The following is a 23,257-nucleotide window of genomic DNA, read 5'->3' as shown; positions in this document are numbered from 1 at the left end:
GGTCATCCTTTCAGCGCTCCGCCGAGCAGGCCGGCCACGAACTGCCGCTGGAACACCAGGAAGAGCAGCACCAGCGGGAGGGTGGCCAGCAGGGAGCCGAGCATGAGGCCGGAGTAGTCGACGCGGGTCAGCCCGGTCAGCGTGTTGAGCGCCACCGGCACGGTGTACTTGTCCTCGGTGTTGAGCATCAGCAGCGGCCAGATGAAGCTGTTCCACTGGCCCATGAAGGTGAAGATCACGAGCGCGCCCAACTGCGGCCGCACGCACGGCAGGACGACCTGGTAGAAGGTGCGCAGTTCGCCGGAGCCGTCGATGCGCGCCGACTCCAGGAGTTCGTCGGGGAAGTCCAGGAAGCCCTGGCGCATCAGCAGGATGCCGAAGGAGTTGGCCAGGAAGGGCAGGATGACCGCCTGGTAGCTGTCGATCCAGCCGACGCTGGCCATCATCTGGAACAGCGGGACGAGCAGCACCTGGAGCGGGATCATCATGGTCGCCAGCACCAGCCCGAGCAGTAGCCCGCGACCCCGGAACCGGTACTTGGCCAGCCCGTAGCCGCACATGGCCGACAGCAGGGAGCTCAGCGCGGTGTAGACGACGGCCACGCCGAGGCTGTTGAGCAGCACCCGGCCGAAGCCGATGCTCTGCTGGAGGTGCGCCAGGTTGCGCAGCAGTTCCCCGCCGGGCAGGAACGGCGGCGGGGAGTGGAAGAGTTCGGAGCTGCTGTGGGTGCTGGCGATCAGCATCCAGGCGAACGGCACCAGGCTGACGACGGCGCCGAGGGCGAGCACGGCCAGGACGACGGCGCGGCCGAGCCGGGCGGCCGGCGGGCGGGCCAGCGGTGGGCGGACGGCCGCCGGTCGGGCGGGCCGGGGGCGGGCGGAGGTGGCGCTCATCGGCGGCGTTCCCTTCCGTAGAACCGGAACTGGAGGAGGGAGACGGCGGCGATGACCAGCACCACGACCCAGGCGATCGCGGCCGCGTACCCGAAGTCGAGCTGCTGGAAGCCGACCTTGTACAGGTAGACCACCGGGGTGAGGGTCGCGTCGCCGGGGCCGCCGCGCGTCAGCACGTAGTTCTCGTCGAAGAGTTGGAGCGTGCCGATGGTGGAGGTGATGACGCAGAACAGCACCACCGGCCGCAGCTGCGGCAGGATCACGCTGGTGTAGGTGCGCAGCGTGCCCGCGCCGTCGAGGGCGGCGGCCTCGTACTGGTCCCGGCCGATGGCGTGCAGGCCGGCGAGCAGGATGACGGCGTTGTAGCCGGTCCAGCGCCAGGTGACCGAGCCGATCAGGGAGATCCTGGCCCAGGTGGGCGAGTTGAGCCAGTCGACGGGGCCGGCGCCCAGGGCGTGCAGGAGCTGGTTGGCCAGGCCGCCGTCGGTGCGCAGCAGCACCTGGAAGACGACGGCGTAGGCGACCAGCGTGGTGACGGCGGGCAGGAAGAAGACGGCCCGCCAGCCGGCCCGGAAGCGCAGCCAGGACTGGTTCAGCAGGACGGCCAGCACCAGCGCCAGGCCGATCATCACGGGCACCTGGACGGCCAGGATCATCCCGGTGTTGACCAGGGAGTGCAGGAAGGCCGGGTCGTCCAGCATCCGCCGGTACTGGTCCAGGCCGACCCAGACGGTGGCGCCGTCCCGGCGGGCGGTGAAGCTCTGGTAGAGGCTGGCGCCGAGCGGATAGGCGAAGAAGAGGATGAAGAGCACGGCCGTGGGCCCGGCGAAGAGCCAGGCCGCGGAGCGTGGCAGCCGTCGTCGCCGGGTGGGCGCGGTGCGCGCGGGCGCGGCGGCCACCCGGGGGGCGGGGGCCTGGAGACTGGTCATGGCGCGTGTCCCTACGGGGCCGGCTGGCGACTGGTCGCGGTGGCGATCTGGCGGGCGGCGGAGCGCAGCGCGGTGCCGGGGTCGGCTCCGTTGTGCAGCACCTGGTTGACGGCGGTGTTGACGATGTCGCCGGCCTTGGAGTCGTCGGCGGTGCTCTCGACGGTGGGGATGGACCGGGCGAGGTCGGCGAGGAGCCGCATGGCGGGCTGGTTCGCGTAGTACGGGTCCGGCTGCTGGAAGTACGGGTCGTCCAGGGCCGGGAGGTAGGCGGGGAAGAGGCCTTCGTGCTCCATCATCGAGGCCTGGTTGGCCCGGCCGGCGAGCAGGAAGGAGAGGAATTCCCAGGCCAGTTCGGGGTTCTTGCTCTGGGCGGTGACGCAGAGGGTGGAGCCGCCGCTGTTGGAGGTGCGGCAGCCGCCGGGGTCGAACGCGGGCAGGGGGACGACGCCGAACCTGCCGTTCAGGTCGGCCATGTCGCCGGTGAGGGTGCCGTCCCACCAGGCGGCGGTGGGGGTGGTGGCGGCCTTGCCGTCGTGGGTGCCGGAGACCAGGCCGTCCCAGCCGTTCTCGAAGTCGACCAGGCCCCGGTCGACCAGTTGCTTCATCAGGGTGAGCGCCCGTTCGGCGGCGGGTGAGGCGACGGCGACCTTGCCGTCGACGAACCAGCCCTGGCCCTGCTGTTGGAGCAGCAGGGCGAACATGCTGTCCTGCTTGGCGTCCAGGATGAGCAGTTTCTTGCCGGTGCGGTCCTTGAGGGTGGTGCCGGCGGCGAGGTAGTCGTCCCAGGTGGTGAGGGTGGCGGGGTCGATTCCGGCCTGCTGGAAGTGGTCACGGCGGTAGAAGAGGGCGCACGGGCCGCTGTCCCAGGGCAGTGCGAGGACACGTCCGCCCGCGTCGGTGACGGTGCGCCAGGCGGACGGTGCGAAGTCCTTCGCGAGGCCGCCGGCCCGGCTGGTCAGGTCCACCAGCGCGTGGGGGAAGTTGCCGATGTAGGTGGGCATCCTGTGGCCCTCGACGGTCAGCACGTCGGGGAGTCCGCTGCCGGCTCCGAGCCCGACGGTGATCTTGTCGTAGGCGTTGTCGTAGCCGATGTCGACGACGTCGACGGTGGTGCCGGGGTGGGCCTGTTCGAAGGCCTTGCCGAGCCGTTGCATGGCCTTGGCGGCGACGTCCCAGGACCAGATGGTGATCTTCCCGGCGACCTTGCCGCCCGAACTCGCGTCCAGCCGTCTGGCGTCCGGGGCTCCGGCGCCGCCGGTGGCGCAGCCCGTCGCCCCGGTCAGCAGCAGCGCGCCGCCCGCGAGCCCGGCGCCGAGGACCCGGCGCCGGGTGGGGCCCGGTCCGGATCCGGCCCGGCTGCCCGCCGGAGCGTCAAGGCGTCTGTGCCGGGTGCCGGTTGAGTTCTTTCCTCCCGACATCTTGCCTCCTGAAGAGTGAATGCCGAATGCTGTATACAGAACTCAGCACACACAGTGCCGTCAAGGCCTGTGACCGAAATCGCGGAAGGTGCCAGGATGACCGCACGCGCCCCCCGGACCCACCCGTACATCCCCAACTCCGCCCCCGACGTGAAGAAGGCCATGCTGGCGGCGATCGGCGCGCACAGCGTCGAGGAGTTCTACGCCGACATCCCCGCCGAGCTCCGCCTGGACCGCCCGCTGCGACTGCCCGATCCGCTCGGCTCCGAGGCGCAACTGGTCGCCCACATGGAGGAGTTGCTCGCCCGCAACACCGCCGTCCCGCCCGGCCGCAGCTTCCTCGGCGCCGGCTGCTACCGCCACCACGTGCCCGCCGTGGTCGACGAGGTCGTCAACCGCAGCGAGTTCCTCACCGCCTACGCCGGTGAGCCGTACGAGGACCACGGCCGGTTCCAGGCCCTGTGGGAGTACCAGTCGCTGATGGCCGAACTGCTGGCCGTCGACGTCGTCAACGTGCCGACCTACGACGGCTTCCAGGCCGCCGCGACCGCGCTGCGGATGGCCGGCCGGGCCACCGGGCGGCGCCGCCTCCTGCTGGTCGGCGACCTCGACCCGGACAAGCTCTCCCGGATCCGCGACTACGTGCGCGGCGTCCACGACCTCGTGCTCGTCCCGGCCGAGCCCGGGGCCGTCCGCGCCGCCCTCGCCGCCGGCGACGCCGCCGCCGTCTTCGCCGAACTGACCGACCACTGCGGCCGGGTCGACCCCGAACTGCCGCAGTACGTCGAACTCGCCCACCAGGCAGGCGCGCTGGCCGTCATCGGCGCCAACCCGCTGAGCCTCGGCGTGCTCGCCCCGCCCGCCTCCTTCGGCGCCGACCTCACCTGCGGCGACCTCCAGCCGCTCGGCATCCACCCCAGCTTCGGCGGCGGCAACGCGGGCTTCATCGCCAGCGCCGACGACGAACGCCTGGTGGCCGAGTACCCCAGCCGCCTCTTCGGCCTCACCCCCACCGACGTGCCGGGCGAGTACGGCTTCGGCGACGTCGCCTACGAGCGCACCTCCTTCGCCCTGCGCGAGGAGGGCAAGGAGTGGGTCGGCACCGCCGCCGCCCTGCACGGCATCGCCGCCGGGGTCTACCTCTCGCTGATGGGGCCGCACGGCATGCGCGAGATCGGCGAGACCATCCTCGCCAACACCGCCTACGCCCGCCGGCACCTCGCCCAGGCCCCCGGCGTGGAACTCGCCGACCCCGAGGCCGTCCACTTCGCCGACTTCACTCTCCGCTACACCGGCGGGCGCACCGCCGCCGAGGTCGCCGCCGCGCTGCTCGCCCGCGGCCTGCACGCCGGCACCCCGGCCGGGGAACACGAGGGCCGCTACTGCGTGACCGAGCTCCACACCCAGGCCGACATCGACCGCCTCGCCACCGCCCTTGAGGAGATCGTCAAGTGACGGATCGTCAGAACAGCGGCGGGACCGACCCGCGGATCGCCCCCAAGCCCGCTCTGCGCCGCTTCCACCAGGCCCGCTGGGACGAGAAGCTGATCTTCGAACTGGGCGCGCCCGGCGAGCGCGGCGTCCTGCCGCCGACCCCCGGACCCGGCGTCACCGCCGCCGTCGGCAGCCCCGCCGACCGACTGCCCGCCGCGCTGCGCCGCGCCACCCCGGCCGCGCTGCCCGAACTCGGCCAGCAGCAGGTGCTCCGCCACTACCTGCGGCTCTCCCAGGAGAACCTCGGCGCCGACCTCAACGTCGACGTCGGCCAGGGCACCTGCACCATGAAGTACAGCCCCAAGGTCAACGACGCCTTCGTCCGCGACCCGCGCATCGCCGCCCTGCACCCGGCCCAGGACCCCTCGACCGTCCAAGGGGTGCTCGAACTCGTCCACCGGCTTGAGCAGTTGCTCAAGGAGGTCTCCGGCATGGACCGGGTCTCGCTGCAACCCGGCGCCGGCTCCGCCGCGATCTGGACCAACGTCTCCGTCATCCGCGCCCACTTCGCCGCCCGCGGCGAGGCGGAGCAGCGCGACGAGGTCATCACCACCGCCTTCTCGCACCCCTCCAACGCCGCCTGCGCCAAGACCGCCGGCTTCAAGGTGATCACCCTGCACCCGGACGCGGACGGCTACCCCGACATCGAGGCGCTGCGCGCCGCCGTCGGCCCGCGCACCGCCGCGCTGCTCATCACCAACCCCGAGGACACCGGGATCTACAACCCCCGGATCGCCGAGTTCGTCCGCATCGTGCACGCCGCCGGCGGCCTGTGCGCCTACGACCAGGCCAACGCCAACGGCGTCCTCGGCATCACCCGGGCCCGCGAGGCCGGCTTCGACCTGTGCCACTTCAACCTGCACAAGACCTTCTCCACCCCGCACGCCTGCGGCGGCCCCGCCGCCGGCGCCTGCGGCGTCACCGCCGAGCTCGCGCCCCACCTGCCCAGCCCCACCGTCGAGTTCGACGGCGAGCGGTACATCCTGGACCACGACCGGCCGGAGTCCATCGGCAAGATCCGCCCCTACCTGGGCGTCGTCCCGAACCTGGTCCGCGCCTACGCCTGGATCATGTCGATGGGCGCCGCGGGGCTGCGCGAGGCCGCCGAGACCGCCGTGCTCAACAACAACTACCTGATGCACCAGGTCCAGCGGATCCGCGGCGTCTCCGTGCCCTACGCCAAGGGGCGCCCGCGCGTCGAGCAGGTCCGCTACAGCTGGCAGCAGCTCAACGAGGACACCGGCCTGCACAGCGAGGACCTCGGGTACCGCGCCGCCGACTTCGGCACCCACTACTGGACCAGCCACCACCCGTACGTCGTCCCCGAGCCGATGACGCTGGAGCCGACCGAGTCCTACTCCCGCGCCGACCTCGACGAGTACGCCGCGATCCTCGCCGAGGTCGCCCGCGAGGCCTACGAGGACCCGGAGACCGTCCGCACGGCCCCGCACAACTCCACCGTGCACCGCATCCGGCACGAACCGCTGGACGACCCGGCGGTTTGGGCCGTCAGCTGGCGCGCCTACCGCCGCAAGGTCCTCGGCGAGCGGCCGTGACGGCGGGCCCCGGGGCCGGTCGTCCGACTCCCGCCGTCCGCCCGGCGGGCGGGAACCCGGCGACCGGCCCCACCGTCGGGCTCGTGGTCAACCCGGTCGCCGGACTCGGCGGCCGGGTCGGCCTCAAGGGCAGCGACGGCGCCGAGGTCCAGCAGCGGGCCCGCACCCTCGGCGCCCGGCCGGCCGCGACCTCCCGCACGGAGCTGATGCTCCGCCAGTTCGCCCTGCTCGCACCGCACTCGGCCTTGCTCACGGCGGCCGGGCCGATGGGTGCGGACGCGGCGCGGGCGGCCGGCCTCGACGCGACGGTGGTCCACCGGCCCACCGGCCCGGGCACCACGGCGGCGGACACCCGCGCGGCCGTCCGCGCCCTCGTCGCGGCCGGCGCCGGCCTGCTGCTGTTCTGCGGCGGCGACGGCACGGCCCGCGACGTCCTCGACGCGCTCGGATCGCTCGGCCCGCTCGGTGCGGAGCCAGGACCGCCCGTCCTCGGCATCCCGGCCGGGGTCAAGATGCACTCCGCGGTCTTCGCCGTCCACCCCCGCGCCGCCGCCGAGGTGGCCGCGGCCTGGGTGGGCGGCGGCGTCCGGCTGGCGTCCGCCGAGGTCGTGGACCGCGACGAGGCGGCGCTACGGGAGGGCCGGGTGTCCGCCCGCCTGCACGGGTGGCTGACCGTCCCGGTCCTGCCCGCCCGGGTCCAGCAGCGCAAGACCGGCAGTTCCGCCGCCGACCCCGAGGCGCTGGGCGGCATCGCCGCCGAGGTCGCCGAACGCGTCGGCCCCGGCGGGCTGCTCGCCCTCGGCCCGGGCGGCACGACGCACGCCGTCGCCACCGCGCTCGGCGCGGCGGACGCCTGTCTGACCGGCGTGGACGTGCTCCGCCTCCAACCGGGCGGCGGCGCCCGGGTCGTGATCCGCGATGCCCGGGCCGACCAGCTGCTGGCCCTGCCCGCCGCCCCGTGGATCGCGCTCTCGCCGATCGGCGGCCAGGGCTTCCTGCTCGGCCGCGGCAACCAGCAGTTCACCCCCGAACTGCTGCGCGCCACCGGCCGCGAGCGGCTGCTCGTCCTCGCCACCGAGGCGAAGCTCGCCGCCCTCGCGGGCCGCCCGCTGCTGCTGGACACCGGTGACCCGGAGCTGGACGATGCCCTGTCCGGGCACGTCCGGGTGATCACCGGCCGCCACGCCAGCGCCGTCTACCGCCTGACCGCCTGACCGCCTGACCGGCCCGACCATCTGACCAGCCGGGCCGGCCGGACCTCCTGAGACTCGCCCCCCTGAGACCTCCTGAGACCCCCTGAAGAGGAGCCCCCAGTGATCGACCTCCACGGCAAGCGCGCCATCGTCACCGGCGCCGCCTCCGGCATCGGCCGGGCCACCGCCGCGCTGCTGGCCGAACTCGGCGCGGCCGTCGTCCTCGCCGACCTCGACGCCGACCGCGGCGAACGGGCCGCCAAGGAGACCGGCGGCACCTTCGTCCGCTGCGACGTCTCCCAACGCGCCGACTGCGAACGGGCCGTACGCACCGCCGTCGACCTGCACGGCGGCGTCGACGTGCTGTTCAACAACGCCGGGATCATCCGCCGGTCCACCGTCTGCGACATCGCCGACGACGACTGGGACCTGGTGATGGCCGTCAACGTCCGCTCCGTCATGCTGCTCAGCGGGCTGGTCGTGCCGCTGATGGCCGCGAACGGTGGCGGCAGCATCATCAACACCGGCTCCGGCTGGGGCATCCGGGGCGGCGGCCGGGCCGTCTCCTACTGCGCCTCCAAGGGCGCCGTCGTCAACATGACCCGGGCCATGGCCATCGACCACGGCCCCGACAACATCCGCGTCAACTGCGTGTGCCCCGGCGACACCAACACCGGTATGCTCGCCGAGGAGGCCCGCCAGCTCGGCGAGAGCCCGGACGCCTTCTACGCCGACGCCGCCGACCGACCGCTCGGCCGCATCGGCCAGCCTCGGGACATCGCCCAGACGGTCGCCTTCCTCGCCAGTGACGCCTCCACGTTCGTCAGCGGCGCGATCATCGCCGTGGACGGCGCCGGGACCGCCTGACCAGTCACCCGGCCGGTACGCTACGGACCGAGGAAGAAGGGAAAGCCCGATGGCGATCGAGCGGCGTCCGCTGCGCGAACAGGTGAAGGACGAACTCCTGGAGCGGCTGGGCCACGGCCGGTTCACCCCCGGCGAGTCGATCAACGAGGTCCACCTCGCGGAGGAACTGGGCGTCAGCCGCACCCCGTTGCGCGAGGCGCTGATCAGTCTGGAGCGCGAAGGCATCATCACCAGCGAGCGCGGCAAGGGCTTTCGCTTCGCACCCACCGGCCGGCAGGAGTTCCTCGACCTCACGGCCATCCTGATCGCCCTGGAGTCGCTGGCGCTGCGGACCTCCGACCGCGCGTACCTCTCGGCCATCGCGCCCCGGCTGCTGGCGGAGGCCCGCGCCTTCTCCGCGCCCCAGGCCCCGCACGGCACCATAGAGCGCTACGACGACGCCTGGCACGCGCTGTTGCTCTCCGGCTGCTCCAACACCCGGCTGCGCGAGCTGATCGACTCGCTCAAACTCACCCTCCACCGCTACGAGCGGGTGGTCGTCGGCGACCACGAGATCCTCGAACGCGCCGCCGAGGAGCACGAGCGGATCGCCCAGTGCCTCCTCGACGACGACGTGGAGCAGGCCGTCGCCGCCCTGGAGGCGAACTGGACCAGCGGCATGGAACGGATCATGGAGCGCCTGCCGGCCCTCGGCGCCCGCTGACGCGCCCTCCCCCGCGGCCGGGACGTCACTCCTCGTCGGACCGGCCGCGGACGCAGGTCAGCACTCCGGCCACGGCCGCGATCTGCGCGGTGAGCCCGCCTGCGTCGCCCTGCCCCTGCACCGACAGGGCGACCTCGACGGGCTTCTCGGAGACCTCGCCGGGGAGCTCCCCGTCCGTGCCGGACAGCGTGCGCAGCTCGAAGACGGCGAAGCCGGCCCGGGTGCACTGGTCCAGCACGTCCCGCAGCACCCCCCTGCCCGGACGGTAGACGATGCGGTACGAGACCGGCGGCCGGTGCAGCGCGGGCAGGCGGTTGAGCAACGGCCTGATCGCGTAGGACGCGAGGAAGTACGCCGCGACGGTCAGCGCCGCGAGCAGCGGCAGGCCCGCGGCCGCGGCGGAGCCCACCGCCGCGGTGAGCCAGATCGTGGCCGCCGTCGTCAGGCCCTGCACCCAGCCCCGGTGCACGAAGATCACCCCGGCGCCGATGAAGCCCAGCCCCGACACGATCTGCGCGGCCATCCGGGACGGGTCCAGCTCGACGGTGCCCGCGCGCACCACGTCGGCGAAACCGTACTTGCTCACCAGGGTGAACAGCGCCGCGCCGCTGCCCACCGTCGTGTACGTCCGCAGGCCCGCGGACTTCTGGCGGATCTGCCGCTCGACCCCGATCAGGCCGGAGAGCAGGAAGGCGAACAGGAACTCCAGTACCTGGACCGACCCCTGACCGGACGGCCCGGCCGCCCATTGAACCGCTGCCATAGCCCTGACGCCTCTTCTCCGCCGCACCGCCGGCCCCGGACGTGGTGATTCATGCTAGGGCCCGGTGCCCGGCGGCGTGGCCTCCTCCCGGCAGGCCGGGGGTCGATTCCGCGTCAATTCCCGGCGAGTCCCCACCCGTCGGCGCGCACGGACGGCCTGGGCCGGACCGAGGCGAGCAGGGCGGCCGGGTCGGGATTCTTCTGGAGGCCCGGCAGCAGCAGTTCCCACAGGTCGCACAGGCGCTCCTCGATGGTGCGCCGTCCGTCGATCGCGTCGGAGACGGTGTGCAGCCCGAAGAACGCGCAGATCACGCCGTGGGCCGCGGTCGACGGGTCGACCCGGGCGGCGAGCTCGCCCTCGCTGCCCGCCCGTTCGAGCAGGACGCGGACGGTGTCGATCCACCCCACGAACGGCACCGGGAGGTCGGCGTCGATGGCCGCGCGCTCGGACCAGAGCCGGGCGCCGGCCCTGACCACGACGTCGTCGCGGAAGGCCCGCGCCACCGCGAAGCTCAGCCGGACGAGTTGCTCCAGCGCCGGCACCGGCGTGCGGGTGTGGCGCGCGACCAGCTCCGGCCAGGTGGCGAAGTGCGCTTCGATCACGGCGCGGGCCAGGTTCTCCTTGCTGGTGTAGTGGAAGTAGATGGCCCCGCTCGTCCTGCCGGAGGCCGCGCTGATGTCGCTGATGCTGGTGCCCGCGTACCCGCGTTCGTCGAACAATCGCGCAGCTGATTCGAGGACTGACCTCCGTGTCGTCTCCGCCCGATTCTGCACGCGCCTCTGCCTTTTCAAGATCACCTCGGCTTTTCGCACGCACTGTAGTGATCCGCGGGCCGGATCGCCAACTGACGACATGCGAAACCAAGGGGATTGATATTTTCTGTAAATATGAAGATGCTGGATTTCCTCCCCTCCTCGGCGGCCCGGCATCCTGCCCGACCGCTCAGCTGGTCCCGCACGGTCCCCCGTGAACTGGTCCACCGCGCCGCCGTGGCGGAGGTGCTGCTGACCGACGTCCGGGCCCGAGGCGGCGACCGCTTCGAGGCGGCGGCCCAGTGGCCCCGCTCCCACCCCACCTTCCCGCGCGGACGCGGGGAGCGGCACGACCCGCTGATCGCCGTGGAGACCGCCCGCCAGCTGGGCATCTACCTGCCGCTGCGCCACTACGGCGTACCGGCCGACACGCACCTGCTGATCACCGACGTGTCCTGCCGGGTCGACCCGGCGGCCGAGCCGCGCGGCGACGGCCCGGCGGCGGTCCTCTGCCGGGCCCTGGTGCACGACCTGCGGACCTCGGCCGGAAACCACCGGCCCACCGGCATGCGGCTGCGGGTCGACTGCTCCGCGCGGGGAGTGGTGTTCGCCCGGATCGAGGGCGGCACGCGCTTCGTCGAACGGCCCGCCTACCCGGCCCTGCGCGGCACCGCGCTGGCCGGGGACCCCGCGGACTCCGGCCCGCCCCCCGACCCCCCGTCACCGGCGGAGGTCGGCGTCGCCCTGCCCTCCGACGTGCTGGTGACGCGCGCGGCCGGTCGTTCGTGGGCGGATGGCCCCCTCCTGATCTGCCCGGCCGATCCGGCGCACCCGTTCTTCTTCGACCACCCGTCCGACCACATGCCCGGCATGGTGCTGCTGGAGGCGGCCCGGCAGGCCGCGGCACTGCGGAGCGCGGGGCGGCTGTCGCACCCCGTCGACTACCGGATGAAGGCCGTGCGGTTCACCGAGTTCGCCCCCCTCCCGGAAGTCGGCATCACCGAGTACGAGCATTTGTGTGTTTTTCATATTCGTCAGAACGGTCATATCACCGCCGTGGGGTCGTTGGGCTATTGAAGTAAAGACCCGGCAAATCTAGGGCCGCCAAGTTTGACCGCGAAACATATCGATCGTAACGTTGCGATCGTTATGTTCCGGGTCGTTTTCTCCGGCCCGGACGCCGATGCGCGTCGTTTTGCCGCGCTCCAGATTCCGGCCCCGGACAGGTCGGCAAGCGGCGACGGCCCCAGGCCGTGGCCGCCCCCCCTCGTCCCGACGCGCACCCCGGCGAATCCCACAGAGCCAATCCCACCTGAAGGGCGTAGGCATGACCGTGGAGAGAATCAACGACTGGACCCCTGCAGCCGTCGTCTTCGACTGCGACGGCACGCTGATGGACACCGAGTCGCACTGGCACGAGGCCCGTGCGGAGGTGCTGCGGGGCTACGGACTCACGGCCGGACCGGAGTTCACGGCGCGCGCGGCCGGGCTGCACTACTCGGACTGCGGGCGGCTGATGGCCGAGACCGCCGGCGACCCCTCGCTGGCGCCGGAGCTGACCGACCGGCTGCTGGCGAGCTTCCGGGCGCTCGTCGACGCCGACCCGGTCCCGATGCCGGGCGCGGCCGAACTGGTCGGCCGGCTCAGCGGGTTCGTCCCGCTGGCGGTCGCCAGCAACTGCCCGCGCGACGTGATCGAGGCCGGACTCGGCGGCGCCGGACTGCTCGAACACTTCGAGCACATCGTGGTCCCGGCCGAGGGGATCGGGCCCAAGCCGGCGCCGGACGTCTACCTGACCGCCGCCCGGCTCTGCGGCGCCGAGCCCACCGACTGCCTCGCCGTGGAGGACACCTTCTGCGGCATCCGCTCGGCCGTCCTGGCGGGGCTGCGGGTGATCGGTGTCGGACCGCACCCGTCGGCCGAGGCGCGGGACGCGGTCGACCTGTGGGTCGCCACCCTGGGCGAGCCGGGACTGCTCGACTGGGTCCGGCGCCGGAGCGCTCTCGCCCTCACCAGCTGAGCGGCCCCCGGCCGAGCAGCGCCCGGCGGAGCAGCGCCCGGCGGAGCGCAAGCCGGGTGGGGACCCGGCCAGGCGGTCACGGTCCGGCGGGGGCCGGCTCGGGGCCGCACAGCGGATCGGGCCCGCCGAACGCGGTGTCGGTGGACGTGGTGTCGGTCGGCGCGGTGTCGGTGGACACGCTGCCGGTGGACGCGCGGTCAGCAGCGCTGTCATCGCGCAGCACTCCGTCCAGCGTCCGCGGCACCGCGTGCGCCGAGGCGAACAGCAGCGCGATGCCCACGGCGCCCGGGTCGGGCACTCCCGAGGCCCGTTCGCCGAGATAGCTGGCCCGGCCGCGGCGGGCCCGCAGGGCCCTGGTCCGGCGGACGCCCGCCGCCGCGGCGGCGGCGGCCGCCGCGAGGCAGTCGTCCGGGCGGGCATCGGGAGTGCAGCCGCGCAGGGCCAGTGCGGCCGGGTGCAGGGCGTCGACGAGCGTCTTGTCACCCGGCCGCGCCTCCCCCACCCGCTGGACGGCCTCCAGCGCCGCCGTCGCTCCCCGGGCCAGGGCCGGGCCGGTCAGCGGGCCGGTGCCGACGGCCGCCGCCAGCTCCTGGAGCACCAGGCCGAACAGCGGCCCGCTCGTCCCGCCGACCTCGTCCAGGAACGCGCCCGCCGCCGCGCCCAGCGGTACCGCCGCGGCCTGGCGCCCCGGTGGCAGCCGGTCCAGCGCGGCCAGGGCGCACCGCACGCCGGTGAGCAGGTTGACGCCGAAGTCGCCGTCCCCGGCGGCCTGGTCGAGCCGGGTGAGCTCCTCCTCGGTGACCGCGACGGTCTCGGCGAACCGCCGCATCCAGCCCGCCGTGAAGAGGCCGTCGAAGGCCTTCGTGCCCGTCATCTCCTGACCTCCTGGTGACCGGGGGCCGGCGCCGATTGCGCGACCGGCCAGGCCGCCGTGTACGCGGGGGCGTCGAGCAGCGCGAGCGTCTGTTCGTCGGCGGCGAGCAGGGTGATCGAGAACCCCCGCATGTCGAGGGCGGTGACGTAGTCGCCGACCAGGCTGCGCGCCAGGCGGCGCCCGCCGGCGTCCAGGACGGCGGCCAGTTCGTACAGGACCGCGTACAGCTCCAGGCCGGTGGTCGCGCCCAGCCCGTTGACCAGCGCGACCAGGGGGGCGCGGGCCGGGCGCAGCGCCTCCAGCAGGCGCAGCGCCATCCGGCCCACCAGGACGGCCAGCGGTTCGCACTCCAGGGAGAGTTCGGCCCGTTCGCCGTGGATGCCGACGCCGAACTCGACCGTCCGGTCCGACACCTCGAAGGCCGGCCGGCCGGTGGCCGGGGAGGTGTGTGCGGCACCGGCCACCGCGATGCTGCGGCAGCGCCCGGCCAACTCTGCTCCCAGCAGGGAGAGTTCCGCCAGTCCGAGCCCGAGGTCGGCGGCCGCTCCGAGGATCTTCTGCACTAGGACGGTGGCTGCCGTCCCGCGCCGGCCGGCGGCGACGGACTCGGACTCGGAGGCGAGGTCGTCGTCCACCAGGACCCTGGCGCACGGTATGCCCTGGCGGTGCAGCCGTTCGGCCGCGATGCCGAAGTTGATCCGGTCGCCGGTGTAGTTCTTCACGATGTGCAGGACGCCGTCCTCGCCGGCGACCGCGCGCGAGGCCTCGAAGATCTGCCGGTTGTGCGGTGAGGCGAAGATCCGGCCCGGGCAGGCGGCGTCGAGCATGCCCCGGCCGACGAATCCGACGTGCAGGGGCTCGTGCCCGGAGCCGCCACCGGAGAGCAGTCCGACCCGGCGCCCGGGGGCCCGGTCACGGGCGCGGACGAATCCGAGGTCGGGGTCGTGGACGACGAGCGATGGGTGGGCCCGGGCGAATCCGGCGAGTGCGCTCGCCACCAGGGCGTCCTGATCGGTTTCGAGGTAAGGGGCCACGTCCGGCTCCGCTCGGTAGGGCGGCCGCGCTGCGCGCGATCGCCGATCACGTTCACCCATGCTTGGGCAGGCGCCCGCGCGCGGCAACCCGCAGACGGAAGTGCGCGAGGGCCCGGAACGGCCGCCCGGCGGGCGGTTCCGGGCCTTCGGGGCGCCGGCGCCCCGAAGGGTCGCGGCACCCACTCGGGTGATGTCGCGCCCGCCGCTCCGGCGGGCACGGGCCCCGGTTTCCCCCCGCTTCCGCACGATCTCCCGGTGCCCGGGCCGTAATCCGTTCCCGGCGTTCCCGTGGCGGCCGGATGCTATCCGGAGTTTTGACATTCCGCTTAAAGTCATACAGTCTTCTCGGCATGTCTGACCGTCACCCGATCGAGTGCGCCGCCATTGAGCTGGCGCTGATCGGCGTGGCCGCGCACTGCGTTTCCGACAATCTCTGTCGCTGAATCCGCCTGTCCCGATGCGTAGCGGTGATCGCCGCCCCGGGACGTCGCCCCTTCCTGCGGGCGCGGTGCCGCTCACTCTCCTCACGGCCTCACTGTCGCCCGCCTTCCTCCGTACACCATCGGTAGCGAAAGGCCCCCTTTCCGATGTCTCGAACCACCTTCACCCCCCGCCGCCTCGCCGCGGCGACCGTCACCGTCGCCCTGGCCGTCGGAGTGGCGGCGTGCGGACCGAAGGGCGACGGCGGTGGAAGCACCGGCAAGGACGCCGCGCCGCAGCAGGGCGGTACCCTCACCGTCCTCAACCAGAACCCGCAGGACCAGTTCGACCCCGCACGGCTCTACACCTCCGGCGGCGGCAACGTGCCCTCCCTGGTCTTCCGCACCCTCACCACCCGCAACCGGGCCGACGGCGCGGCCGGCACCAAGGTCGTCCCCGACCTCGCCACCGACACCGGCACCCCCTCGGAGGGCGCGACGGTGTGGACATACCACCTCAAGGACGGCCTGAAGTACGAGGACGGCTCGGCGATCACCACCGCCGATATCAAGTACGGCATCGAAAGGTCATTCGCCCCCGAACTCTCCGGCGGGGCGCCATTCCTGAGGGACTGGCTGGTCGGCGCCGCCGACTACCAGGGCCCGTACAAGGACGGCCGCGGTCTGGACGCGATCGAGACGCCGGACGAGAAGACCATCACCTTCCGTCTCAACAAGCCCGAGGGCGACTTCCCCTACCTGGCCACCCAGACGCAGTTCGCCCCCGTCCCGAAGGCCAAGGACACCGGGACGAAGTACCAGGAGCACCCCGTCTCCTCCGGCCCCTACCAGGTCGTCAAGAACGAGAACGACGGCGCACACCTCGTCCTCAAGCGCAACCCCAACTGGTCCGCGGCCAACGACGACCAGCGCAAGGCGTACCCGGACACCGTCGATGTGCAGTCCGGGCTCGACCCGGCGGTGATCAACCAGCGGCTCTCCGCCGGCACCGGCGCCGACGCGGCCGCCGTCACCACCGACACCAACCTCGGCCCCTCCGAGCTCGCCCAGGTGAAGGACGACAAGGCGCTCGCCGCCCGCGTCGGCACCGGCCACTTCGGCTACGTCAACTACCTGGCGTTCAACCCCAAGGTCAAGCCCTTCGACAACCCCAAGGTCCGGCAGGCCGTCGCCTACGCGCTCAACCGCACCTCGGTCGTCAACGCCGCCGGCGGCTCCTCGCTCGCCGAGGCCGCCACCACCTACCTGCCCGCCCAGGAGACCTTCGGGTACACGCCCTACGACCCGTTCCCGGCCGGCGCCACCGGCAACCCGGAGAAGGCCAAGGAGCTGCTGAAGGAGGCCGGCTACCCGGACGGCCTGACCATCACGCTCACCCACTCCACCGAATCGGGCAAGGGCTACGGCCCGAACCTGGCCACCGCCGTCCAGGACGGCCTGAAGGCGGCCGGGATCACCGTCCAGCTCGACGCCCTGGACTCCACCAGGTACTCCAAGACGATCCACACCGTCAGCACCGAACCCGGCCTCTTCCTCTCCGGCTGGGGCGCCGACTGGCCCTCCGGCGGCCCGTTCCTCGCGCCGATCTTCGACGGCCGGCAGATCGTCACCGACGGCTACAACTTCAACTCCGCGCAGCTGGACGACCCGTCGGTGAACGACGAGATCGACCAGATCAACAAGATCACCGACCACGCCGAGGCGGCCAAGCGCTGGGGTGCCCTGGACAAGCGGATCGGCGACCAGGCCCTGACCGTCCCGCTGTTCCACCCCGTCTACAAGCGGCTGTCGGGCAAGGACGTCCGCAACATCGTCATCAGCGACTGGACCGGCGTGCTCGACATCTCCCAGGTCGCGGTCAAGTAGCGGACGGGATCGGACGGATCGGTCGAACAACCATGGCTCCACAGGAACCCCAGGCCGGGGAGGCCCTCGCGGCCTCCCCGGCCGCCGGGGGCCGGACGGTGTGGCGGCGGCTGCTCGCGCGGCGCGCCGTCCTCGCCGCCGGCCTCGTCATCGCCCTGCTCGCCCTGATCGCGGCAGCGGCACCGCTGCTCAGCGCGATCGAGGGCCAGGACCCCACCAGCTACCACAACGACCTGCTCGACTCGGCGGCCGGCGGGGTGCCCACCGGCTCCTTCGGCGGCGTCAGCGCCGAGCACTGGCTCGGCGTCGAACCCGGCACCGGGCGCGACGTGTTCGCCCGACTGGTCCACGGCGCCCGGATCTCGCTGCTCGTCGCCGTCGGCGCCACCCTCGTCCAGGTCGCCATCGGCGTCCTGCTCGGCCTCGCCGCGGGCCTCGGCAGCCGGCTGCTCGACCAGCTGATCGGCAACACCACCGAGGTGATGCTCGCGCTGCCCTCGCTGGTCTTCGCCATCTCGCTGATGGCGGTCGTGCCCTCCGACTTCCCCCGCCCGCTCCTGCTGACCCTGGTCATCGGGCTGCTCGGCTGGGCCGGCACCGCCCGGCTGGTCCGGGCGCAGACGCTCAGCCTCCGCCAGCTCGACTACGTGGCCGCGGCCCGGCTCGCCGGCGCCACCCGCTGGCGGATCGCCCGCCGGGAGCTGCTGCCGTCCCTGGCCGCGCCGGTCATCACCTACGCCGCGGTGCTGCTGCCGTCCAACGTGATCGCCGAGGCCGGGCTGTCCTTCCTCGGCGTGGGCGTCAAGCCGCCCACCTCGTCGTGGGGCCAGATGCTCTCCGGCGCGACCACCTGGTTCCGCGCCGACCCGATGTACGTGCTGCTCCCGTCCGCGTTGCTGTTCGCCACGGTGCTCGCCTTCACCGTGCTCGGCGACGCCGTCCGCACCGAGCTCGACCCCCGCGCGGCCTCCCGGCTGCGGGTCGGAACGGCGCGCGGCGCCGGCTCGTCGGGCAGCGGACCGTCGGGCACCGCATCGCCGGGCAGCGGCACGCCGGACCCCGCCCGCCCCGGCCCGTCGGCCGCCACCGAGGAGGCCACCGCATGACCCGCTTCCTGCTCCGCAGGGCCATCGGCATGGTCGGCGTCCTGCTCGCCATCTCGCTGATCGTCTACGCGGTCTTCTACATCGCCCCCGGCGACCCCGCCCAGCTGGCCTGCGGCGAGAAGTGCAGCCCCGCCCAGGTCCTCCAGGTACGCGAACGCCTCGGCCTCGACGCACCGGTCTACCTCCAGTACGCCCACTTCCTCCAGGGCGTCGTCGTCGGCCGCGACTTCAGCGCCGGGACGGGCCTGCTGCACTGCCCGGCGCCGTGCCTGGGCGTCTCCTACCGCAGCGGCGAGCAGGTCACCGACATGATCGCCGCCCGGCTCCCGGTGACGGCCTCGCTGGCACTCGGCGCGATGGTGCTCTGGCTGGCCCTCGGGGTCGGCACCGGGCTGCTCTCCGCGCTGCGCCGGGGCCGGCTCAGCGAGCGGCTGCTGACCGCGCTGACGCTGGCCGGCAACTCCATCCCGGTCTTCGTCATCGGCCTGGTGCTGCTCATCGTCCTGTGCGCCCAGCTCCAGTGGCTGCCGTTCCCGAGCTACGTACCGCTCACCGAGGACCCGCAGCAGTGGTTCTGGGGCCTGCTGCTGCCCTGGGTCTCGCTCGCGCTCATCGAGTCCGCCAAGTACGCCCGGCTGACCCGCTCGTCCATGCTGGAGACCCTCGCCGACGACCACATCCGGACCTTCCGGGCGTACGGCGTCAGCGAGCGGCGCCTGGTGACCAGGCACGCGCTGCGCGGCGCGCTCACCCCGGTGATCGCGCTCACCGCCATGGACCTCGGGACGATGTTCGGCTCCGCCGTGCTGACGGAGTCGCTGTTCGGGCTCCCGGGGCTCGGCAAGCTGCTGGTCAGCTCGGTCAGCCTGATCGACCTGCCGACCGTCGTCGGCCTCACCCTCGTCACCGGGTTCGCCGTGGTCCTCGCCAACGTCGTCGCGGACGTGCTCTACGCGGTGACCGATCGAAGGGTGGTCCTGACGTGAGCGCCGAACCCCTGGCTCCTCCCCTGGTCGACGTCCGGGATCTCGTCGTCGACTTCCCGGTCGGCGACGGGCACGTACGCGCCGTCGACGGCGTGGGCTTCACCCTGGAGGCCGGGCAGGCGCTCGGCATCGTCGGCGAGTCCGGGTCGGGCAAGAGCACCGTCGCCTACGGACTGCTCGGCCTGCACCGCGGCACCGGCGCCCGGGTCGGCGGCTCCGTCCGGGTCGCCGGCATCGACGCCGTCACCGCCGAGGGCGACGAACTGCGGCGGCTGCGCGGCGGGTTGGCGGCCATGGTGTTCCAGGACCCGCTCTCCGCCCTCGACCCGTACTACGCCGTGGGCGACCAGATCGCCGAGGTCGTACGGGTCCACCGGGCCGTCTCCCGCCGGGCCGCCAGGGCCCGCGCCGTCGAGGTGCTCGGCCGCGTCGGCATCCCCGACCCGGGACGGCGCTCGCGGTCGCGCCCGCACGAGTTCAGCGGCGGCATGCGCCAGCGGGTGCTGATCGCGATGGCCCTGGCCTGCGAGCCGCGGCTGCTGGTCGCCGACGAGCCCACGACCGCGCTGGACGTCACCGTCCAGGCCCAGATCCTCGACCTGCTGCACGAGTTGCGGGCCGAGACCGGGGCCGGGCTGGTCCTGGTCACCCACGATCTGGGGGTGGTCGCCGGGAGCGTCGACCGGGTGCTGGTGATGAAGGACGGCCGGGCGGTGGAACACGGCCCGGTCACCGAGGTGCTGGGCGCGCCGCGCGAGCCGTACACCCGCGCGCTGCTGTCGGCGGTGCCCCGGGTCGACGCTCCGGGCGCACCGACCGGGCCCGCCGGGCCTGCCGGTTCTGCCGGGCCTGCCGGGCCTGCCGCAGGCACCGCCGCCGACGGAGCCGCCGGGCGCACCGACGGCGACGTCCTGCTCGAAGCCACCGACCTGCGCCGTGAGTTCGCCACCCGCGGCGGCCTCACCCGGCGCGCGGCCCCCGTGGCCGCCGTGGACGGCGTCTCGCTCACCGTGCGCGCGGGCGAGACGCTGGGCATCGTCGGCGAGTCCGGCTCCGGCAAGACCACGCTCGGGCGGATGCTGGTCCGGCTGCTGGAGCCGACCGGCGGCCGGCTCCACTACCGCGGCCGGGACATCGGAGCGCTCGGGGAGAAGGAACTGCGCCCGCTCCGGCGGGAGTTGCAGATGGTCTTCCAGGACCCGGTGTCCTCGCTCAACCCGCGCCGCAGCATCGGGGAGTCCATCGCCGACCCGCTGCGCATCGCCGGTGGGAGCGACGAGCGCCGCATCCGCTCCAGGGTCGGCGAGCTCCTCGAACGGGTGGGCCTCGACGCCGACTGGTACCACCGCTATCCGCACGAGTTCTCCGGCGGACAGCGCCAGCGGGTCGGCATCGCGCGGGCGCTCGCACCGCAGCCGCGACTGATCGTCTGCGACGAGCCGGTCTCCGCACTGGACGTCACCACCCAGGCCCAGGTGGTCGCGTTGCTCGGCGAGTTGCAGCGCGACCTCGGCCTCGCGCTGGTCTTCATCGCCCACGACCTCGCCGTGGTCCGGCAGGTGAGCGACCGGGTCGCGGTGATGCGGGCCGGGCGGATCGTGGAGCAGGGCGACGCCGACGCCGTGTACGACTCCCCCCAGCACGCGTACACCAAGGGCCTGCTGGCGGCCGTGCCGGTGCTGGACCCGGTCGAGGCGACCGCCCGGCGCAACGCGCGCCTGGCATCCGCCGGAGCCTGACCGGCTCCCTGACCGACGCCCTGACCAGCTCCCGGCCGGGGCCCGCACCTCACCCGGTGCGGGCCCCGGCCGGAGTGCTCAGCTCAGGCAGCCGACGTGCGCCAGGGCCCGCTTGAGCAGCGCCCCCTGACCGCCGGGCATGTCCTGCTGCACCAGCGGGGAGGCGGCCTCCTGCGGGCTGAACCAGACCAGGTCGAGCGCGTCCTGGCGCGGCCGGCAGTCGCCGGCCACCGGCACGACGTACGCCAGCGACACCGCGTGCTGACGCGGGTCGTGGAACTCGGTGATCCCCAGGGTCGGGAAGTACTCGGCGACCGTGAACGGTTGCAGCGAGGCCGGGATCCGGGGCAGCGCCACCGGGCCGAGGTCCTTCTCCAGATGGCGCAGCAGGGCGTCGCGGATCCGCTCGTGGTGCAGCACCCGGCCGGAGACCAGCGTGCGGCTGACCGTCCCGTCCGGTCCGATCCGCAGCAGGAGGCCGATCTGGGTGACCTCGCCGGCGTCGTCGACGCGGACCGGCACGGCCTCGACGTACAGGATCGGCATCTTGGCGCGGGTGGTCTCTAGTTCCTCGGGGGCGAGCCAGCCTGGCGTGGTTTCCGTCATGTCAGCCATTCGCCGATCGTACGTTCCCGGGCCCCGTCCGCGCCGGGCGCCCCGCCCGTCACACCGTCGAGCACCGACCCGCCGCACCGGCCCGCCGCACCGCTCCGCCCGGAGGCGCCCCACCAGAGCGCCCGGAACCGCGCTCGACGGGCACTTGAGGAATCCGGCCCCCACCCCCCGGCCCAACTAGGGTGCGACGCGTCCGCCCCACCATTCCGTCGACCCGAACAAGCAGCCGAATGACGCCCACCCGAGCGGACGCCCCGCGCCCGAGAGGAGAACCGCCATGCACCTCAAGGTCCTCGGCCCCCTCACCGCCGACCTCAACGGCATCTCCGTCGTCCCCACCGCCGCCAAGCAGCGCCAGATCCTGGCCCTCCTCGCGCTCTACCCGAACCGCATCCTGCCCACCGCCACCCTGATCGAGGAGATCTGGGGCGACGACCCGCCCAGACAGGCGCTCACCACCATGCAGACGTACATCCTGCAACTGCGCCGCCGGATCACCCACGGCCTCGGGCCGACCCCGCACATCACCGCCAAGGACATCCTGACCACCCGGCACGGCGGCTACCAGCTCACCACCCACCCGGACAACCTCGACGTCCACACCTACAGCCTGCTCACCACCCAGGGGCAGCACGCCTTCAACCACGGCCACGACCACCAGGCCGCCACCCACTTCCGGCAGGCCCTCGCGCTCTGGCACGGCCCGGCCCTGGTCGACGTGCGGCCCGGGCCGATCCTCGCCATCGAGATCATGCGCCTGGAGGAGAGCCGCCTGATCACCCTGGAACGCCGCATCGACACCGACCTGCGGCTCGGCCGGCACAACGAGCTCATCCCCGAACTCACCCACCTCACCCACCAGCACCCGCACCACGAGGGCCTGCACGCCCAGGCCATGGTCGCGCTCTACCGGGCCGGCCGGCAGACCACCGCCCTCGCCACCTACCACCACCTGCGGCACCGCCTCACCACCGAGCTCGGCATCCAGCCCTCCCCGCACCTGCAACACCTGCACCACGCGATCCTCACCCTCGACCCCACCCTCAACACCCCGACCACGGCCCACCCGACCACCTACAACCTCTACCCGGCCTGAGCTCCCGCCCCGACCACCCCACCGACCCCCGACCACCGACCACCCACCACCGGCCCGAGCTCCCAGCCCGCCCTCACCCCCAGGACCCGCCATGACCACCGCACCCGAGCAACCCCTCGCCCTGATCACCGGCGGCACCCGCGGGATCGGCCTCGCCATCGCCCGCGAGCTCGGCAGCCGCGGCCACCGCCTCTTCATCTGCGCCCGCACCGGCCCGCACATCACCGACGCGCTGGCCACCCTGCGCGGCGAGGGCCACCAGGCCGACGGCACCACCTGCGACGTGCGCGACCCCACCCAGGTCAGCGCGCTGATCCGGCACGTGGTGGCCGAGCACGGCCCGATCACCGTGCTGGTCAACAACGCCGGCCGCACCGGCGGCGGGCCCATCGCCACCACCACGGACGACCTCTGGTACGACGTCATCGACACCAACCTGAACGCCGTCTTCCTGGTCACCCGGGAGACCCTCAAGCACGGCCACCTCACCGGCACCGCGCACCCGCGGATCATCAACATCGCCTCCACCGCCGGGAAGCAGGCCGTCACCCTCGGCGCCCCGTACACCGCGAGCAAGCACGCCGTGATCGGCTTCACCCGGGCACTCGCCAAGGAACTGGCCCCGACCGGCACCACCGTCAACGCCATCTGCCCGGGCTACGTGCACACCCCGCACACCACCCGGATCCACCACGAGTACGCCACCGCCTACAACACCACCCCCGAGACCATCCACCAGCACTTCCAGACGCACATCCCGCTCGGCCGCTACACCACCCCGGAGGAGGTCGCCTCGCTGGCCGGCTACCTCACCTCCCCGACCGCCGCCAGCATCACCGCCCAGGCGCTGAACGTCTGCGGCGGCCTCGCCACCCAGTAACCCCGGCGCAACCCTGGCCGGCCCACGGGAAGG

General features: G+C 73.2%; 21 protein-coding genes and 1 pseudogene. 14 read left to right on the top strand and 8 right to left on the bottom strand.

The features are described from left to right. Positions 1 to 2: 2 nt before the first annotated feature. From AC07BF_RS30230 to AC07BF_RS30220, 3 genes are read right to left on the bottom strand one after another with little or no spacing between them, the layout of a single operon-like run. Positions 3 to 893 carry a carbohydrate ABC transporter permease gene (locus AC07BF_RS30230; RefSeq protein ID WP_478334178.1) on the bottom strand — a complete coding sequence of 297 codons (891 nt, stop codon included), beginning with the start codon at positions 891 to 893 and terminating at the stop codon, positions 3 to 5. Further along, positions 890 to 1,822 carry a carbohydrate ABC transporter permease gene (locus AC07BF_RS30225; protein ID WP_350884942.1) on the bottom strand — a complete coding sequence of 311 codons (933 nt, stop codon included), beginning with the start codon at positions 1,820 to 1,822 and terminating at the stop codon, positions 890 to 892. The genes AC07BF_RS30230 and AC07BF_RS30225 overlap by 4 nt, the downstream gene beginning before the upstream one ends. An 11-nt stretch (positions 1,823 to 1,833) precedes the next feature. Continuing rightward, positions 1,834 to 3,240: an ABC transporter substrate-binding protein gene (locus AC07BF_RS30220; RefSeq protein WP_478334177.1), complete on the bottom strand. Its 1,407-nt coding sequence runs from the start codon at positions 3,238 to 3,240 to the stop codon at positions 1,834 to 1,836. Between the two features lie 96 nt (positions 3,241 to 3,336). Here AC07BF_RS30220 and gcvPA point away from each other — a divergent pair, with 96 nt between their 5' ends. The 5 genes from gcvPA (at position 3,337) to AC07BF_RS30195 (ending at position 9,053) form a co-directional block, all read left to right on the top strand. Further along, complete coding sequence (gene gcvPA, locus AC07BF_RS30215; protein ID WP_478334176.1) at positions 3,337 to 4,695, top strand: aminomethyl-transferring glycine dehydrogenase subunit GcvPA; 1,359 nt, start codon at positions 3,337 to 3,339, stop codon at positions 4,693 to 4,695. Beyond that, positions 4,692 to 6,290 (top strand): aminomethyl-transferring glycine dehydrogenase subunit GcvPB, encoded by a 1,599-nt coding sequence (gcvPB, locus tag AC07BF_RS30210; RefSeq protein WP_363631997.1) that lies wholly within the window; start codon positions 4,692 to 4,694, stop codon positions 6,288 to 6,290. The genes gcvPA and gcvPB overlap by 4 nt, the downstream gene beginning before the upstream one ends. Before the next feature lie 83 nt (positions 6,291 to 6,373). Next, complete coding sequence (locus AC07BF_RS30205) at positions 6,374 to 7,504, top strand: ATP-NAD kinase family protein (protein ID WP_478334175.1); 1,131 nt, start codon at positions 6,374 to 6,376, stop codon at positions 7,502 to 7,504. A gap of 99 nt (positions 7,505 to 7,603) precedes the next feature. Then, entirely contained in the window at positions 7,604 to 8,350 is a 747-nt protein-coding gene (locus tag AC07BF_RS30200; protein WP_363586387.1) for an SDR family NAD(P)-dependent oxidoreductase, read from the top strand. 49 nt (positions 8,351 to 8,399) lie between these two features. After that, entirely contained in the window at positions 8,400 to 9,053 is a 654-nt protein-coding gene (locus tag AC07BF_RS30195; RefSeq protein ID WP_363586386.1) for a GntR family transcriptional regulator, read from the top strand. Between the two features lie 25 nt (positions 9,054 to 9,078). On the opposite strand, the gene AC07BF_RS30190 is transcribed toward AC07BF_RS30195, so the two are convergent. Then, complete coding sequence (locus AC07BF_RS30190; RefSeq protein ID WP_363586385.1) at positions 9,079 to 9,816, bottom strand: MgtC/SapB family protein; 738 nt, start codon at positions 9,814 to 9,816, stop codon at positions 9,079 to 9,081. Positions 9,817 to 9,929: 113 nt separating this feature from the next. After that, positions 9,930 to 10,589, bottom strand: coding sequence for a ScbR family autoregulator-binding transcription factor (locus AC07BF_RS30185; protein ID WP_363586384.1), 660 nt, complete (start codon positions 10,587 to 10,589; stop codon positions 9,930 to 9,932). Between the two features lie 114 nt (positions 10,590 to 10,703). Here AC07BF_RS30185 and AC07BF_RS30180 point away from each other — a divergent pair, with 114 nt between their 5' ends. Beyond that, on the top strand, positions 10,704 to 11,645 hold the full coding sequence (locus AC07BF_RS30180) for a ScbA/BarX family gamma-butyrolactone biosynthesis protein (protein WP_478318055.1): 942 nt from the start codon (positions 10,704 to 10,706) through the stop codon (positions 11,643 to 11,645). 250 nt (positions 11,646 to 11,895) lie between these two features. Beyond that, positions 11,896 to 12,588, top strand: a complete 693-nt coding sequence (locus AC07BF_RS30175; RefSeq protein WP_363586382.1) for an HAD family hydrolase — start codon at positions 11,896 to 11,898, stop codon at positions 12,586 to 12,588. Between the two features lie 217 nt (positions 12,589 to 12,805). Here the strand turns inward: AC07BF_RS30175 and dhaL are convergent. Beyond that, positions 12,806 to 13,462 (bottom strand): annotated as a pseudogene (gene dhaL, locus AC07BF_RS30170) (dihydroxyacetone kinase subunit DhaL); the annotation flags it as partial. Further along, on the bottom strand, positions 13,459 to 14,496 hold the full coding sequence (locus tag AC07BF_RS30165; protein ID WP_063345848.1) for a dihydroxyacetone kinase subunit DhaK: 1,038 nt from the start codon (positions 14,494 to 14,496) through the stop codon (positions 13,459 to 13,461). The gene AC07BF_RS30165 and the pseudogene dhaL, both read right to left, overlap by 4 nt. 350 nt (positions 14,497 to 14,846) lie before the next feature. Here AC07BF_RS30165 and AC07BF_RS30160 point away from each other — a divergent pair, with 350 nt between their 5' ends. The 5 genes from AC07BF_RS30160 (at position 14,847) to AC07BF_RS30140 (ending at position 20,633) form a co-directional block, all read left to right on the top strand. Beyond that, complete coding sequence (locus AC07BF_RS30160; RefSeq protein ID WP_317620150.1) at positions 14,847 to 14,939, top strand: Ms4533A family Cys-rich leader peptide; 93 nt, start codon at positions 14,847 to 14,849, stop codon at positions 14,937 to 14,939. Between the two features lie 144 nt (positions 14,940 to 15,083). Then, a complete protein-coding gene (locus AC07BF_RS30155) occupies positions 15,084 to 16,802 on the top strand; it encodes an ABC transporter substrate-binding protein (RefSeq protein ID WP_363622946.1) in 1,719 nt (572 codons plus the stop codon). A gap of 32 nt (positions 16,803 to 16,834) precedes the next feature. Then, a complete protein-coding gene (locus tag AC07BF_RS30150; protein WP_478334174.1) occupies positions 16,835 to 17,908 on the top strand; it encodes an ABC transporter permease in 1,074 nt (357 codons plus the stop codon). Beyond that, entirely contained in the window at positions 17,905 to 18,894 is a 990-nt protein-coding gene (locus AC07BF_RS30145; RefSeq protein ID WP_363586378.1) for an ABC transporter permease, read from the top strand. Before AC07BF_RS30150 ends, AC07BF_RS30145 begins: the two co-directional genes overlap by 4 nt. 11 nt (positions 18,895 to 18,905) lie before the next feature. Continuing rightward, the gene (locus tag AC07BF_RS30140) at positions 18,906 to 20,633 is read left to right on the top strand and encodes an ABC transporter ATP-binding protein (protein WP_478334183.1); all 1,728 of its coding nucleotides are present in this window, start codon (positions 18,906 to 18,908) and stop codon (positions 20,631 to 20,633) included. A gap of 78 nt (positions 20,634 to 20,711) precedes the next feature. On the opposite strand, the gene AC07BF_RS30135 is transcribed toward AC07BF_RS30140, so the two are convergent. Next, a complete protein-coding gene (locus AC07BF_RS30135; protein WP_350884975.1) occupies positions 20,712 to 21,239 on the bottom strand; it encodes an NUDIX hydrolase family protein in 528 nt (175 codons plus the stop codon). Positions 21,240 to 21,525: 286 nt separating this feature from the next. On the opposite strand from AC07BF_RS30135, the gene AC07BF_RS30130 reads away from it, so the two are divergent. Together AC07BF_RS30130 and AC07BF_RS30125 are read left to right on the top strand one after the other, a co-directional pair. After that, on the top strand, positions 21,526 to 22,344 hold the full coding sequence (locus tag AC07BF_RS30130; protein ID WP_363586377.1) for an AfsR/SARP family transcriptional regulator: 819 nt from the start codon (positions 21,526 to 21,528) through the stop codon (positions 22,342 to 22,344). 91 nt (positions 22,345 to 22,435) lie between these two features. After that, positions 22,436 to 23,224, top strand: a complete 789-nt coding sequence (locus tag AC07BF_RS30125) for an SDR family NAD(P)-dependent oxidoreductase (RefSeq protein WP_363586376.1) — start codon at positions 22,436 to 22,438, stop codon at positions 23,222 to 23,224. Positions 23,225 to 23,257: the final 33 nt, after the last annotated feature.

The sequence above is a fragment of the Kitasatospora sp. NPDC043950 genome, assembly GCF_056435345.1.
The sequence above is the reverse complement of the archived record's forward strand: the minus strand, read 5'-3'. Positions and strand labels throughout refer to the sequence as shown.

Coding starts and splice junctions, on each gene's coding strand:
- AC07BF_RS30230 (WP_478334178.1), bottom strand. CDS start 893: ATGAGCGCCACCTCCGCCCGCCCCCGGCCCGCCCGACCGGCGGCCGTC.
- AC07BF_RS30225 (WP_350884942.1), bottom strand. CDS start 1,822: ATGACCAGTCTCCAGGCCCCCGCCCCCCGGGTGGCCGCCGCGCCCGCG.
- AC07BF_RS30220 (WP_478334177.1), bottom strand. CDS start 3,240: ATGTCGGGAGGAAAGAACTCAACCGGCACCCGGCACAGACGCCTTGAC.
- gcvPA (WP_478334176.1), top strand. CDS start 3,337: ATGACCGCACGCGCCCCCCGGACCCACCCGTACATCCCCAACTCCGCC.
- AC07BF_RS30195 (WP_363586386.1), top strand. CDS start 8,400: ATGGCGATCGAGCGGCGTCCGCTGCGCGAACAGGTGAAGGACGAACTC.
- AC07BF_RS30190 (WP_363586385.1), bottom strand. CDS start 9,816: ATGGCAGCGGTTCAATGGGCGGCCGGGCCGTCCGGTCAGGGGTCGGTC.
- AC07BF_RS30180 (WP_478318055.1), top strand. CDS start 10,704: ATGAAGATGCTGGATTTCCTCCCCTCCTCGGCGGCCCGGCATCCTGCC.
- AC07BF_RS30175 (WP_363586382.1), top strand. CDS start 11,896: ATGACCGTGGAGAGAATCAACGACTGGACCCCTGCAGCCGTCGTCTTC.
- AC07BF_RS30160 (WP_317620150.1), top strand. CDS start 14,847: ATGTCTGACCGTCACCCGATCGAGTGCGCCGCCATTGAGCTGGCGCTG.
- AC07BF_RS30155 (WP_363622946.1), top strand. CDS start 15,084: ATGTCTCGAACCACCTTCACCCCCCGCCGCCTCGCCGCGGCGACCGTC.
- AC07BF_RS30150 (WP_478334174.1), top strand. CDS start 16,835: ATGGCTCCACAGGAACCCCAGGCCGGGGAGGCCCTCGCGGCCTCCCCG.
- AC07BF_RS30145 (WP_363586378.1), top strand. CDS start 17,905: ATGACCCGCTTCCTGCTCCGCAGGGCCATCGGCATGGTCGGCGTCCTG.
- AC07BF_RS30135 (WP_350884975.1), bottom strand. CDS start 21,239: ATGACGGAAACCACGCCAGGCTGGCTCGCCCCCGAGGAACTAGAGACC.
- AC07BF_RS30130 (WP_363586377.1), top strand. CDS start 21,526: ATGCACCTCAAGGTCCTCGGCCCCCTCACCGCCGACCTCAACGGCATC.
- AC07BF_RS30125 (WP_363586376.1), top strand. CDS start 22,436: ATGACCACCGCACCCGAGCAACCCCTCGCCCTGATCACCGGCGGCACC.